The sequence below is a fragment of the Saccharopolyspora taberi genome, assembly GCF_039534165.1.
Taxonomy (GTDB): domain Bacteria; phylum Actinomycetota; class Actinomycetes; order Mycobacteriales; family Pseudonocardiaceae; genus Saccharopolyspora_D; species Saccharopolyspora_D taberi.
The window spans coordinates 25,763-39,869 of the sequence record NZ_BAAAUX010000005.1; the positions used below are offsets into that span (position 1 = coordinate 25,763).

Sequence of the window (14,107 nt, forward strand, 5' to 3'; positions counted from 1 at the left end):
TTAGACTGCATAAGGTGACTCCCGCCGCGCTCGCAGAACTGGTCCGCAACACCGCCGTCGACGTGCTGTCCAGCCGTGACCTGGACACCTCGGTCATCCCGGACGCGGTGACGGTCGAGCGACCCCGCAACCCCGAACACGGCGACTACGCGACCAACATCGCGATGCAGGTCGCCAAGAAGGCCGGGGTGGCCCCGCGCGACCTGGCAGGCTGGCTCGCCGAGGCGCTGACCGGGCAGGACGGCGTCGAGGCCGTCGACGTCGCGGGCCCGGGCTTCCTGAACCTGCGGCTGGCCGCCGACGCCCAGGGCCAGATCGTGCGCGAGGTGCTGGGCGCCGCCGACGCGTTCGGCCGCGGTGACCGCTACCAGGGCCTGAAGATCAACCTCGAGTTCGTCTCGGCCAACCCCACCGGCCCCATCCACCTCGGCGGCACCCGCTGGGCCGCGGTGGGCGACGCGCTGGGCCGGACGCTGGAGGCGCAGTCCGCCGAGGTCACCCGCGAGTACTACTTCAACGACGCGGGCGCGCAGATCGACCGGTTCGTGCGGTCGCTGCTCGCCGCCGCGCGCGGTGAGGCCGCCCCGGAGGACGGCTACGGCGGCGACTACATCGCCGAGATCGCCGCGCAGGTCCTCGCCGCCGAGCCCGGTGCGCTGGACCAGCCCGAGGCCGAGCGGCACGAGACCTTCCGGCGGATCGGCGTCGGCCTGATGTTCGACGAGATCAAGCGCAGCCTGCACGAGTTCGGCGTCGACTTCGACGTCTACTTCCACGAGGACTCGCTGCACACCTCGGGCGAGGTCGACCGCGCGGTCGAGCAGCTCAAGGAGTCCGGCCACCTCTACTTCGCCGACGGCGCCTGGTGGCTGAAGTCGACCGAGTTCGGCGACGACAAGGACCGGGTGCTGATCAAGAGCGACGGGCATCCCGCCTACATCGCCGGTGACGTCGCCTACCTGCGGGACAAGCGCGACCGCGGCTTCGACCTGTGCATCTACATGCTCGGCGCCGACCACCACGGCTACATCCCGCGGCTCAAGGCCGCCGCCGCCGCGCTCGACGACGACCCGGACGTCGTCGAGGTGCTCATCGGCCAGATGGTGAACCTGGTCAAGGACGGCAGGCCGGTGCGGATGAGCAAGCGCGCCGGAACCGTCGTGCGGCTGGAGGACCTGGTCGACGCGGTCGGCGTGGACGCCGCGCGGTACTCGCTGATCCGCTCCTCGGTGGACTCCGCCCTCGACCTCGACCTCGACCTGATCAGCAAGCGCACCAACGAGAACCCGGTCTTCTACGTCCAGTACGCGCACGCGCGGCTCGCGTCGCTCCAGCGCAACGCCGCGTCCATGGGCATCGACCGGGGCCCGGTGGCCGACGCAGACCTGTCGCTGCTCACCCACGAACGTGAGGGCGACCTGATCCGCACCCTGGGCGAGTACCCGCGCGTGGTGCGTTCCGCGGCGGAACTGCGGGAACCGCACCGCATCGCCCGGTACCTGGAAGAAGTGGCCAGCGCGTACCACAAGTTCTACGACGCCTGCCGCGTGCTGCAGCCCGGTGACGACCAGGCCAGCCCGCTGACGATCGCCCGCCTCCAGCTGTGCGAGGCGGCCCGCCAGGTGCTGGCCAACGGGCTCGGGCTGCTCGGAGTCAGCGCACCGGAGCAGATGTAGGGGCTGTCGTGATCTCGTCCTGCGCCGCTTCGGAGAACGAGAACAGGTTGTAAGAGCGTGTCTGGAAGGCGGTTTGGGTCCGGCGCCCCGGCGGGGGCGCCCGGGCGCAAGCGGCTGCCGCCGCTGAGGAAACGAGCTTTGAAGGAGCCGTGACCATGCGTGCTCATCCGGCTGGACCGAGGCACGCCGACGTCGTGCCTCCCGGCAACACCGCGGGCCCGGTCCCGGCCACCGCGGAGGACCTCGACCGGCTGCACCCCGAGGTGTGGCCGCGCAACGCCGTTCGCGGCGCCGACGGCGTCACCCGCTTCGCGGACACCGACGTCCGCGACCTCGCCGAGGAGTACGGCACCCCGCTGTTCGTCCTCGACGAGGCCGACTTCCGCTCCCGCTGCGCCGAGTACGCGGCGGCTTTCGGCGACCCCGAGTCGGTGCACTACGCCTCGAAGGCGTTCCTGTGCACCGAGGTCGCGAAGTGGGTCGCAGAGGAGGGGCTGAGCCTCGACGTGTGCAGCGGCGGCGAGCTGCGCGTCGCGCTGCGCGCGGGCTTCCCGCCGGAGCGGATCACCTTGCACGGCAACAACAAGTCGATCGCCGAGCTGACGGCGGCGGTCGAGGCCGGGGTCGGTGCCGTGGTGCTCGACTCGTTCCACGAGATCGCCCGGCTCGACCACATCGCGCACGAGCGCGGAGTGAAGCAGCCGGTGATGATCCGCGTCACCGTGGGCGTGGAGGCGCACACCCACGAGTTCATCGCGACCGCCCACGAGGACCAGAAGTTCGGGTTCTCGCTGTCCTCCGGCCAGGCCGCGGAGGCCGTGGGCCGGGTGCTCAAGGCCGACTCGCTGGAGCTGGTGGGGCTGCACAGCCACATCGGTTCGCAGATCTTCGACGACGACGGCTTCGAGCTCGCCGCGCACCGGGTGATCCGGTTCCTGGCCGGGATGCGCGAGGAGCACGGCACCGGCGCGATGTCCACGGTGTCCACAGTGGACCTCGGTGGCGGACTGGGGATCGCCTACACAGCCGAGGACGACCCGCTGCCGCCCGCCGAGCTGGCGACCCGGCTGCAGGAGATCGTCCGCAAGGAGTGCGAGAACGCCGGTTTCCCGCCGCCGCGGATCGCCGTCGAACCCGGCCGCGCGATCGCCGGTCCCGGCACGGTGACCGTCTACGAGGTCGGCACCATCAAGGACGTCGCGCTCGACGGCGGCATGCAGCGCCGGTACGTCAGCGTCGACGGCGGCATGAGCGACAACATCCGCACCTCGCTCTACGACGCCGTGTACGACTGCCGCCTGGTCTCCCGGGGCGCCGAGGCGCCCGCGGTGCTTTCCCGCATCGTGGGCAAACACTGTGAATCCGGTGACGTAGTGGTGCGGGACTGCTGGCTCCCGGAGGACATTGCTCCGGGAGATCTGCTGGCCGTCGCCGCCACCGGCGCGTACTGCTACGTCATGGCCAGCAACTACAACCGCCTGCCCAAGCCGCCCGTGGTCGCGGTCGGGGACGGTCAGGCGCGACTGCTGCTGCGCAGGGAGACCGAGGACGACCTGCTGCGGCTGGAGGTGTGAGTGATCGAGGACCGTGAACCGATCAGGGTCGCGCTGCTGGGCTGCGGCACGGTCGGTACCGAGGTGCTGCGTCTGCTTCAGGACCAGCCGGAGGAGTTCGCGGCGCGGGCCGGGGCGCCGGTGCAGGTCACCGGGGTCGCCGTCCGCCGCCCGCACAAGCACCCCGCGGTGCCCGAGCACCTGCTCACCACCGACGCCCAGGCGCTGGTGGAGGGCGACGTCGACGTCGTGGTGGAGCTGATCGGCGGCATCGAGCCCGCCCGCTCGCTGCTGCTGACCGCGCTGAAGTCGGGCAAGTCGGTGGTGACGGCGAACAAGGCGCTGCTGGCCGAGCACGGCTCGGAGCTCTACTCCGCGGCCGACGCCGCCGGGGCCGACATCTACTTCGAGGCCGCGGTCGCCGGGGCGATCCCGCTGCTGCGCCCGCTGCGCGAGTCGCTGGCCGGCGACCGGATCAACCGCGTGATGGGCATCGTCAACGGCACCACGAACTACATCCTGTCCGCGATGGACAGCACCGGCGCCGGCTACTCCGAGACGCTGGACGAGGCGGGCCGCCTCGGTTACGCCGAGGCCGACCCGACCGCCGACGTCGACGGCTTCGACGCCGCGGCCAAGGCCGCGATCCTCGCGTCGCTGGCCTTCCACACCCGGGTCACCGCCAACGACGTGCACCGCGAGGGCATCTCCGGGGTCAGCCCCGGAGACATCGCGGCGGCCAAGTCGCTGGACCGGACGGTCAAGCTGCTGGCGATCTGCGAGCGGGTGGTCGACGACGAGGGCGGCGAGTCGGTCTCGGCCCGCGTGCACCCGGCGATGATCCCGCGCAGCCACCCGCTGGCCGGGGTCGGCGGCGCCTTCAACGCGGTCTTCGTGGAGGCCGAGGCCGCCGGGCAGCTCATGTTCTACGGACAGGGGGCCGGTGGCGCCCCGACGGCCAGCGCGGTGCTCGGCGACCTCGTCGCGGTGGCCCGCAACCTGGTCGTGGCGGGCAAGGGGCCGCGCGAGTCGGCGCACGCGCAGCTGTCGGTGCGGCCGATGGGCGACACCCCGACCCGCTACCACATCAGCCTCGACGTGGCCGACAAGCCGGGCGTGCTCTCGCAGGTCGCGGCCACGTTCAACGAGCACGATGTGAGCATTTCCGTGGTCCGCCAGCAGGGCAGGGGAGACGAGGCGAGCCTCGTCGTGGTCACCCACACCGCGCCCGACGCGGCATTGAGGTCCACAGTGGACAAGATCGCGCAGCTCCCGGTGGTGCGCGAGGTGGTCAGCGTGATGCGCGTGGAAGGTGAACCGTCGTGACTTCGAACATCCAGAGCGCCCGGGCCGGGTGGCCCGGCCTGATCGAGGCGTACCGGGACCGCGTCCCGGTACCGGACGGCGCGCGGATCGTGACCCTCCAAGAGGGCAACACCCCGCTGGTGGAGGCGCACCACCTCTCCGAGCTCACCGGCTGCCGGGTGTACCTCAAGGTGGAGGGCGCCAACCCGACCGGCTCCTTCAAGGACCGCGGCATGACCGTGGCGATCACGCACGCGCTCGCCCAGGGCAGCAAGGCCGTCATCTGCGCGTCCACCGGCAACACCTCGGCATCGGCCGCCGCCTACGCCTCGCGCGCCGGGCTGACCTCGGCCGTGGTGGTGCCGCAGGGCAAGATCGCGATGGGCAAGCTCGCCCAGGCCGTGGTGCACGGTGCGAAGATCCTCCAGGTCCAGGGCAACTTCGACGACTGCCTCGAACTCGCCCGCAAGACCGCCGCCGAGCACCCGGTCACCCTGGTCAACTCGGTCAACCCGGTCCGGCTGGAGGGCCAGAAGACCGCGGCCTTCGAGATCTGCGACGTCCTCGGCCGAGCCCCGGACGTGCACTGCCTGCCCGTCGGCAACGCGGGCAACATCACCGCCTACTGGAAGGGCTACGACGAGTACGCCCGCGACGGCGTCATCACCGGCACGCCCCGGATGTTCGGGTTCCAGGCCGCCGGTGCGGCGCCGCTGGTGCACGGCCAGCCGGTGGCCCAGCCGGAGACCGTCGCGACCGCGATCCGGGTCGGCAGCCCGGCGTCCTGGCACGGCGCGGTCGCCGCGAAGGACGCCTCCGGCGGCCTGTTCGCCGCGGTCAGCGACGAGCAGATCCTGTCCGCCTACCGGCTGCTGGCCTCCCGCGAGGGCGTTTTCGTCGAACCGGCTTCGGCTTCCAGCGTCGCCGGTCTGCTCGCGACCACCGGCGACGGCAGCCTCCCGGCTGGTTCCACGGTCGTGTGCACGGTGACCGGGCACGGGCTCAAGGACCCCGACACCGCCCTGTCGGGCATGGTCGAGGTCGAGCCGCTGCCGGTCGACCCGGGAGCCGTGGCCACCGCGCTGGAACTGGCGTGAGCGCGCCGTCCGCGGTCGAGGTCACGGTTCCGGCCTCGACCGCGAACCTCGGTTCGGGCTTCGACGCGCTGGGCATGGCGCTGTCGCTGTACGACACCGTGCACGCCGAGGTCGTGGACGGCCCGCCGGGCTCGGTGCGGGTCGACGTCGAGGGCTGCGGCGCCGGGGCGGTACCCGCCGACGAGCGGCACCTGGTCGCCCGGATGGCGCACCTCGCGCTGGCGGACGCCGGAGCGCGGCGGCCCGCGCTGCACCTGCGGTGCCGCAACGCGATCCCGCACTCGCGGGGCCTCGGCTCCTCGGCGGCGGCCATCGTGGCCGGTGTCGCGGCGGGCTACGCCCTGGCCGGGATCAGCCTGGCGGACAAGGAAAGCACCGACCGCGCGCTGCAACTGGCCGCGGCCGAGGAGGGCCACGCCGACAACGCCGCCGCCAGCCTGTTCGGCGGCTTCGTGATCGCCTGGAACGACGGCGGCCGGTTCGGCGCGACCTCGCTGCGCCCGCTCCCGGACGTCGTCCCGGTCGCGTTCGTGCCTGCCGTGGAGTCGGCGACCCGCACCACCCGCGGGCTGCTGCCGGAGCAGGTCCCGCATGCCGACGCGGCCTTCGCCGCGGGCCGCGCCGCGCTGCTCGTGCACGCCCTGACCGCCGACCCGTCGCTGCTGCTCGCGGCCACCGCGGACCGGCTGCACCAGGACTACCGGGAGCCCGCGTGGCCGGACACCATCGCCCTGGTGCGCCGGCTGCGCGCCGCGGGCGTGCCCGCCGCGGTCTCCGGCGCCGGGCCGACGGTGCTCGCGTTCCCGGAAGGTGGGGAAGTTCCCACCGGAATCGAGCACAACGGATTCGACCCCCTGCGGCTGCGGGTCGACGGCGAGGGCGTGCGGACCACCGTCAAGAGCTGAGAACCCGCTGGTGGCGGCCCTGTGCGCGGCCGAGGTCCGCGGGATGGTACAAAGGAAGTGTCGGCACCGGGGAATCACCAGATCCGTGAGATCGCGGTGTTCGGCAAAGTGATCGACATCAGGGCGTGCCACACGCCCAGGGGGTTGTTGCACCTGGATGACAGGGCGTCTACCCTCATGGTCAATCAGTCACCGCGCGCAGGGCGCCGGTGCCGTGTCCGGGACATCGATTCCCGGGACGCATCTCCCGCTGTGAATTGGCTCCACCCGACCCGGGGTGAAGATCAGGATTGGCGGGTACCCGACGCGGTGACCGAGGCAGGAGTTGTCAACTCAATGGGGTTCGCTTCGGACGAATCGTTCCGCGAATCGTTGCCGTTGCCGGGGTTGGGGCTCTAGGTTTCACACCGTGGCCCCCTGCGGTAGCCGAGACGCCGGATCGATCACCCGGAGCTGCTCGACCGGGTTTCAGGTGTCCCCGAACCATCAGGCGGGGTGTGCCGGGATATCCGGTGTTTGAGTCGATTGCTTCTGGAACGAGGCGGCAGCAGGGCGTGCATCGGCGAGTGTGGATCGGAGTGGATGCGTCGCACCCGTGGTCCAGCGCGGCACCACAGCACCGCTGGCCGGCGCCACGGACTGATATCGGGAAGCCGGATCCGTCAACGCTGGTATCGGACTCCGGTCGTACGAGCCGGGTACCTCCCACCGCCCGGTGCTGCTGGTTCCCGAGCCACGGCTCGACAGCCGATCACCCTCAGTGGACAGCAGATCGGTTGCCGGTAGCACAAAACGGCCGTCCGCGATTGGAGAGCGGGCGGGCAATCCGCTGGATCGCGTAGGAGGCGCGGTCCGGTCAGGAAGGACATTCGTGAGCAACACCGAACTGTTGAGCAGCGAGGCGGCCAACGGCGCCGCTCCGGCAGGCCGACAGGAAGCCGAGCAGTCGGGCGCCGGGACGACCGAGACCAACGGAACTCCGCGCCGACGCGGGGGACTCTCGGGCATGGTTCTCGCCGAGCTGCGCCAGCTCGCGGGGGAGCTGGGGATCGAGACCGGGGGCCTGCGCAAGGGCGACCTGATCGCGGCGATCAAGGAGCGCCAGGGCGGCAGCGGCACCCCGCAGCGTTCCCGCTCGACCAAGAAGTCGGCCCAGAGCTCCGCGGAGAGCGCGCCCGCCAAGGCGCACCAGCCAGCGCTCGACGAGACCGAGGCCAAGCCGCGCGAGACCGAGCAGCCGGCGGAGCAGTCCGCCAACGGTTCCGCGCCCACCCGGGGCCGGGGCCGGGGCAGGCAGCAGGCCGCCGACGCGTCCAACGACGACGAGAGCCGCCGCGGCAACAACCGCCGCCGCCGTTCCTCCGGCCGTGCCACCGGCCAGCAGGAGGAGGGCCCGGAGCGGTCCGAGCGCGCGGAGCGCGGCGAGCGCCAGGAGCGCGGGCAGAACGCTCGGCAACAGCAGCAGCAGGACAACCGCCAGCAGGACGAGGGCGACGAGGACGGCGGGCGCCGCCGGGGCCGCCGGTTCCGGGACCGCCGCCGCAACCGCGGTCGCGGCGAGGGCGGCGGCAGCGAGCCGGAGGTCCGCGAGGACGACGTGCTGCTGCCGGTCGCGGGCATCCTCGACGTGCTGGAGAACTACGCCTTCGTGCGCACCTCCGGCTACCTCGCGGGCCCGAACGACGTCTACGTCTCGCTCTCGCTGGTCCGCAAGTACGGGCTGCGCCGCGGTGACGCGATCAAGGGCGTCATCCGGCAGCCGCGGGAGGGCGAGCAGCAGCGGCAGAAGTTCAACCCGCTGGTGCGGGTCGACGCCATCAACGGCCTGGAGCCGGACGCGGCCAAGGGCCGTCCGGAGTTCCACAAGCTGACCCCGCTCTACCCCAACGAGCGGCTGCGGCTGGAGACCGAGCCGCAGAACCTGACCGGCCGGATCATCGACCTGGTGATGCCCGTCGGCAAGGGGCAGCGGGCGCTCATCGTCTCCCCGCCCAAGGCGGGCAAGACGATGGTGCTGCAGGCGATCGCCAACGCGATCACCGCGAACAACCCCGAGTGCCACCTCATGGTCGTCCTCGCCGACGAGCGGCCGGAAGAGGTCACCGACATGCAGCGCTCGGTCAAGGGCGAGGTCATCGCCTCCACCTTCGACCGCCCGCCGTCGGACCACACCACCGTCGCCGAGCTGTCCATCGAGCGGGCCAAGCGCCTGGTCGAGATGGGACACGACGTGGTCGTCCTGCTCGACTCGATCACGCGTCTGGGCCGCGCCTACAACCTGGCGGCGCCGGCCTCCGGCCGGATCCTGTCCGGTGGTGTCGACTCGACCGCGCTGTACCCGCCGAAGCGGTTCCTGGGCGCGGCGCGCAACATCGAGAACGGCGGCTCGCTGACGATCTTCGCCACGGCGCTGGTGGAGACCGGGTCCACCATGGACACGGTCATCTTCGAGGAGTTCAAGGGCACCGGCAACGCCGAGCTCAAGCTGGACCGCAAGCTCGCCGACAAGCGGCTGTTCCCCGCGGTCGATGTGGACGCCTCCAGCACCCGCAAGGACGAGATCCTGCTGTCGCCGGACGAGTTGGCCGTGACGCACAAGCTGCGCCGCGTGCTGGCCGCGCTCGACGCCCAGCAGGCGCTGGAACTGCTGCAGGACCGGCTGCGCAAGTCGCGCACCAACATCGAGTTCCTGATGCAGGTGGCCAAGACCACCCCCGGCAAGGACGAGGACTGAGCGTCCGGCCGGACATCGCCGAGGGCCCGCACCGCCAGCCGGTGCGGGCCCTCGGCTGTTTCAGGAGCACGAGGTCCGGCGGGCCGAACCGCGGACGAGGACGACGGTGAGCAACGCGATGGCGACCGGGCCCACGGCGAGCGCGAGCACCACCGGAAGGCGCAGCGCGTCCACGGGGAGTCCCGCGGCGAGTACGGCCAGCGGGTAACCGGCCCGCAGCAACCGCCGCTGGAGGCGGGAGCGCCACTGCACCTGCCCGCTGCCTGCGAAGGTCACCGCCGCGGTGAAGCCGAACAGCAGCGGGGCCGACACCGACAGCTCGCCGTCCAGCATCGGGACGGCGCTGATCAGCAGCTCCAGCATCGCGGCGATCCCGATCGCACTGCCCACGCAGAGCAGCGGCAGGGCGATCCACGCCTTGACCGTCATCCCGCCGAGGGCCGAGCACAGCATCACCCGTAGAGGATGCTTCGGCGGCGGCCCGGACGCAGCAGTGCGCGGAGCCCGCTCGGCGGGCGGTGCGATTCCCGCGCCGGGCGGTGGCCGGGACGGGCCGAACGGCGCAGGAATATCCGGGTGGGCACCCTGCGTTGCAGGTCAGCAGCCTTCGTCTGGCAGAATGCAAGGTTGGTTCCGGCACCGGTTCACCGCATGCCATCGACATCGTTCAGGCGGCGTGCGGACCCGGCGGCCACACAGAGAGGACAGAGGCGTGAAGACTGGCATCCACCCCGAATACGTGCAGACCCAGGTGACCTGCGGCTGCGGCAACACCTTCACCACCCGCAGCACCCGCAGCAGCGGCAACATCACGGTCGAGATCTGCTCGAACTGCCACCCGTTCTACACCGGCAAGCAGAAGATCCTGGACACCGGTGGCCGGGTCGCCCGCTTCGAGGCCCGCTACGGCCGCCGCAAGAAGTAGCTGAGCCGACGGCGCCCGTCACCGCGTTGCACCGCGGGGCGGGCGCCGCGTCGCGTTCACCGGGCCCGTCCCGGACCCACCCCGGACACAGTGAAGAAGGTCGCCAGTGGAGACGTCGAAGCTCGAAGGTCTGCTCGCCGAGTACGCCGAGCTGGAGCAGCGGCTGGCCGACCCCGGCGTGCACGCCGACCAGGCCGGGGCCCGCAAGCTCGGGCGCCGCTACGCCGAGCTGACCCCGATCGTGCGCTGCGCCCGCGAGCTGGACCAGACGCGCTCCGACCTGGCGACCGCCCGCGAGCTGGCGGGCGAGGACGCGGCGTTCGCCGAGGAGGCCGACGAGCTCGCGGCGGCGATCCCCGCGCTGGAGTCGCGGCTGACCGAGCTGCTGCTGCCGCGCGACCCGCACGACGGCTCCGACGTCCTGCTGGAGGTCAAGTCCGGCGAGGGCGGCGAGGAGTCGGCGCTGTTCGCGGGCGACCTGCTGCGGATGTACCTGCGCTTCGCCGAGCGCCAGGGCTGGCGCACCGAGATCCTGGACGCCACCGAGTCCGACCTGGGCGGCTACAAGGACGCCACGGTCGCGGTCAAGGCCAAGGCGGGTGACACCGGACCGGACGGCGTCTGGTCGAAGCTGAAGTTCGAGGGCGGGGTGCACCGCGTGCAGCGGGTGCCGGTGACCGAGTCGCAGGGCCGGGTGCACACCTCGGCCGCCGGCGTGTTGGTCTACCCGGAGCCGGACGAGGTCGAGGTCGAGGTCAACGAGAACGACCTGCGCATCGACGTGTACCGGTCGTCGGGGCCGGGCGGGCAGAGCGTGAACACGACCGACTCCGCCGTCCGCATCACCCACCTGCCGACCGGTGTCGTGGTGTCCTGCCAGAACGAGAAGTCGCAGCTGCAGAACAAGCTCCGCGCGATCCAGGTGCTGAAGGCGCGGTTGCAGGCGCTGGCCGAGGAGGAGGCCGAGCGGGAGGCTTCGGAGGCCCGCCGCAGCCAGGTGCGGACCGTGGACCGCTCCGAGCGGATCCGGACCTACAACTTCCCGGAGAACCGGATCTCCGACCACCGGGTCAACTACAAGGCCTACAACCTGGACCAGGTCCTGGACGGCGATCTCGACGGGGTGCTGACCGCGCTCGTCGACGCCGACCGCCAGGAGCGCCTCGCGTCCGCGTCGTGAGCCGGATCCGCTCCGGCGAGCCGGAGCCGCGAAATTCCCTAAGCTGGCGATCGTGACCCGACAGTCCCTGCGCCTGGCCATCCTCGAAGCGGAACGCGCGCTGTCCGCCGCGGGTGTCGCGAGCCCGCGCACCGATGCCGAGCTGCTGGCCGCGCACCTGCTCGGGGTCGAGCGGATGAAGCTGATGATGGTGCCGCTGGTCGATCCGCCGGTGGTGGAGGCGCTGCGCGAGCTCGTGCGCAGGCGGGCGTCCCGGGTGCCGTTGCAGCACCTGACCGGCACGGCGTCGCTCGGCGGCGTCACGCTGGCCGTCGGACCCGGGGTCTTCGTGCCGCGTCCGGAGACCGAGCTGCTGCTGGCCTGGGGGCTCGGCGTGCTGGAAGGCGTCCAGAACCCGATCGTGGTCGACCTGTGCACCGGGTCCGGAGCGCTCGCGCTCGCGGTGGCCAACGCGCGTCCGGACGCGGTCGTGCACGCGGTCGAGCTCGACCAGGCGGCGCTGCCGTGGGTCCGGCGCAACGCCGACGAGCAGGCGCGGGCGGGAGACACGCCGATCCGGCTCCACGCGGGCGATGTCACCGATCCGACCGTCCTGATGGACCTCGACGGCACCGTCGACCTGGTGCTCTGCAACCCCCCGTACGTCCCGGAGGGGACCCCGGTGCCGCCGGAGGTGCGCGACCACGACCCGCACGTCGCGGTGTTCGGCGGGCGGGACGGGCTCGACGTGGTGCGGCAGGTGGTCGGCTGCGCCGCGCGGCTGCTCAGGCCGGGTGGCGGGGTCGCCATCGAGCACGACGACACCCACGGCGGATCGGTTCCGGCGCTGCTGTCGGCGCGCCGGGTCCTCACCGACGTCGAGGACCACGCCGATCTCGCCGGACGGCCGAGGTTCGCGACCGCCCGGCGGGCGTGATCAGCGGTGGGTGTTGACGAACTCGCGCAGCAGCGCGTTGAACTCGGTCGGCCGCTCGCGGCTCGGCCAGTGCCCGGCGTCGGGTAGCACCCGCAGCATCGAGCCCGCGATCGCGCCCGCCGCCTCGCGGGCGGCCGACTCCGGCACGACGGAGTCCTTCTCCCCGTGGATGATCATGGTCGGGCACTGGACGCGGTCCAGGTGCGGCAGGTGGTTCACCCGCATCGCCCGCCGCTCCAGCGAGTCGACCAGCCAGTCGGAGAACATCGAGCGCCTGCCGCGCGCCTCGGCGACCGCTTCGTCCACGATGGCCTCCAGGTCGGACACCGGTGCGCTGCCGGTGAACACCCCGCGGGTCAGCACCAGCCGGGTCAGCGCCCGGCTCCAGCCCAGCGCGCGAGCGCTGAGCGGGCCGACGAAGCGGAGCTTGACCAGCAGGTAGGTGAGCAGGTGGCGCTTCAGCCGGGCCTGCACGCCCGCCGGGTCGACCAGCACCAGCCCGCGCACCCGCTGCGGGTGCCGGAGGGCGAAGCCGGTCGCGATGCTGGCGCCCGTGGACTGCCCGACCAGGACCGCGTCCGGCAGCCGCCAGGCGTCGAGCAGCCAGCGCAGGACCTCCTCGAAGGTGCGCTGGTTGGCCCGGCCGTGCCAGGGCCGGCTGCCGCCGTGACCCGGCAGGTCGGGGATGAACACGCGGTGGTCGGCGGCGAGCACCGGGATGGTCGGCCGCCAGCTGAGCAGACCGGTGTCCAGGCCGCCGCCGTGCAGCAGGACGATCGCGGGCCCGGATCCACCCGCGCGGTGGAACCGGACCCGGCCCGCGGGGAACTCGATGTGGTCGGCCTCGACACCCTGCGGCGGGGCGGTCATGTGGTAGCTCCTCGAATGGTTCGGCGTCAGCGGCGCGTCTCCCGCGCCACGAGGTCGGACGTCGGCGGACGCGGTCGGCGTGGCGGACCGGCGGCGCCGGGCTCGGCCCGATGGACCGGGCACACCTGTTCGATCTTGGGCGGGCCCGCCGGTGTTACCCGTCGAGGGTATTCCGGTCCGGGGCGCACCACCCGGAGATGCACACCGGCAGGCGTGCCAGGATCGGTGCGTGAGCACCTATGACTGCAGTCGTCCGGACAGCCGGGAAACCGGTCTCGCCGCCGCCGCGAACGCGGTTCGGGCGGGCGGGCTGGTGGTGCTGCCCACCGACACCGTGTACGGCATCGGAGCGGACGCGTTCGACTCCAGCGCGGTGGCCGCGCTGCTGGCGGCCAAGGGGCGCGGCCGGGACATGCCGGTCCCGGTGCTGGTCGGGTCTTGGTCCACTGTGGACGGACTGGTGATGTCGGTCCCGCAGCAGGCCCGCGCGCTGATCGAGGCGTTCTGGCCCGGCGGGCTGTCGATCGTGCTGCCGCAGGCGCCGTCGCTGTCCTGGGACCTCGGCGACACGCGGGGCACGGTCAACCTGCGGATGCCGCTGCACCCCGTCGCGCTCGACCTGCTGCGCGAGGTCGGCCCGATGGCGGTTTCCAGCGCGAACCGCTCCGGTCAGCCGCCCGCGTCGACCGCGGCCGAGGCCGAGGCGCAGCTGGGCGACTCGGTGTCGGTCTACCTGGAGAGCGGGCTGTCTTCGCAGGCGGCGGTGGCCTCCACGATCGTGGACCTGACGCAGTCGCACCCGCGGGTGCTGCGCGAGGGCGCGGTCTCGCTGGACGAGCTGGCCGAGGTGCTCGGCGTCCACGTCGAGTCGCTGCGCTGACCCGGCACGTCCGAAGTGGACGGCGGCGCGCGGGCGGAGATGATCATCGCTGCTGCGGACCGGTGA

General features: G+C 72.2%; 12 protein-coding genes. 10 read left to right on the plus strand and 2 right to left on the minus strand.

Annotated features, from left to right (window positions below):
* The first annotated feature begins 14 nt into the window (after positions 1 to 14).
* The 6 genes from argS (at position 15) to rho (ending at position 9,270) form a co-directional block, all read left to right on the plus strand.
* The gene (argS, locus tag ABD691_RS04695) at positions 15 to 1,676 is read left to right on the plus strand and encodes an arginine--tRNA ligase (RefSeq protein WP_344678141.1); all 1,662 of its coding nucleotides are present in this window, start codon (positions 15 to 17) and stop codon (positions 1,674 to 1,676) included.
* Positions 1,677 to 1,831: 155 nt separating this feature from the next.
* On the plus strand, positions 1,832 to 3,250 hold the full coding sequence (gene lysA / locus ABD691_RS04700; RefSeq protein WP_344678142.1) for a diaminopimelate decarboxylase: 1,419 nt from the start codon (positions 1,832 to 1,834) through the stop codon (positions 3,248 to 3,250).
* Positions 3,251 to 4,555 (plus strand): homoserine dehydrogenase, encoded by a 1,305-nt coding sequence (locus ABD691_RS04705; protein WP_344678143.1) that lies wholly within the window; start codon positions 3,251 to 3,253, stop codon positions 4,553 to 4,555.
* The gene (gene thrC / locus ABD691_RS04710; RefSeq protein ID WP_344678144.1) at positions 4,552 to 5,631 is read left to right on the plus strand and encodes a threonine synthase; all 1,080 of its coding nucleotides are present in this window, start codon (positions 4,552 to 4,554) and stop codon (positions 5,629 to 5,631) included. Before ABD691_RS04705 ends, thrC begins: the two co-directional genes overlap by 4 nt.
* Positions 5,628 to 6,536, plus strand: coding sequence for a homoserine kinase (gene thrB / locus ABD691_RS04715; protein WP_344678145.1), 909 nt, complete (start codon positions 5,628 to 5,630; stop codon positions 6,534 to 6,536). The genes thrC and thrB overlap by 4 nt, the downstream gene beginning before the upstream one ends.
* Positions 6,537 to 7,407: 871 nt before the next feature.
* A complete protein-coding gene (gene rho / locus ABD691_RS04720; protein WP_344678146.1) occupies positions 7,408 to 9,270 on the plus strand; it encodes a transcription termination factor Rho in 1,863 nt (620 codons plus the stop codon).
* A gap of 60 nt (positions 9,271 to 9,330) precedes the next feature.
* On the opposite strand, the gene ABD691_RS04725 is transcribed toward rho, so the two are convergent.
* On the minus strand, positions 9,331 to 9,723 hold the full coding sequence (locus ABD691_RS04725) for a hypothetical protein (RefSeq protein ID WP_344678147.1): 393 nt from the start codon (positions 9,721 to 9,723) through the stop codon (positions 9,331 to 9,333).
* Between the two features lie 259 nt (positions 9,724 to 9,982).
* Here ABD691_RS04725 and rpmE point away from each other — a divergent pair, with 259 nt between their 5' ends.
* The 3 genes from rpmE (at position 9,983) to prmC (ending at position 12,291) form a co-directional block, all read left to right on the plus strand.
* Entirely contained in the window at positions 9,983 to 10,195 is a 213-nt protein-coding gene (gene rpmE / locus ABD691_RS04730; protein ID WP_344678148.1) for a 50S ribosomal protein L31, read from the plus strand.
* A gap of 106 nt (positions 10,196 to 10,301) precedes the next feature.
* The gene (gene prfA, locus ABD691_RS04735) at positions 10,302 to 11,375 is read left to right on the plus strand and encodes a peptide chain release factor 1 (RefSeq protein ID WP_344678149.1); all 1,074 of its coding nucleotides are present in this window, start codon (positions 10,302 to 10,304) and stop codon (positions 11,373 to 11,375) included.
* A 52-nt stretch (positions 11,376 to 11,427) separates the two neighbouring features.
* Positions 11,428 to 12,291 (plus strand): peptide chain release factor N(5)-glutamine methyltransferase, encoded by an 864-nt coding sequence (gene prmC / locus ABD691_RS04740; protein WP_344678150.1) that lies wholly within the window; start codon positions 11,428 to 11,430, stop codon positions 12,289 to 12,291.
* On the opposite strand, the gene ABD691_RS04745 is transcribed toward prmC, so the two are convergent.
* Positions 12,292 to 13,161 (minus strand): alpha/beta fold hydrolase, encoded by an 870-nt coding sequence (locus tag ABD691_RS04745; protein WP_344678151.1) that lies wholly within the window; start codon positions 13,159 to 13,161, stop codon positions 12,292 to 12,294.
* A gap of 229 nt (positions 13,162 to 13,390) precedes the next feature.
* Here ABD691_RS04745 and ABD691_RS04750 point away from each other — a divergent pair, with 229 nt between their 5' ends.
* The gene (locus tag ABD691_RS04750) at positions 13,391 to 14,041 is read left to right on the plus strand and encodes an L-threonylcarbamoyladenylate synthase (protein ID WP_344678152.1); all 651 of its coding nucleotides are present in this window, start codon (positions 13,391 to 13,393) and stop codon (positions 14,039 to 14,041) included.
* The last annotated feature ends 66 nt before the right edge of the window (positions 14,042 to 14,107 follow it).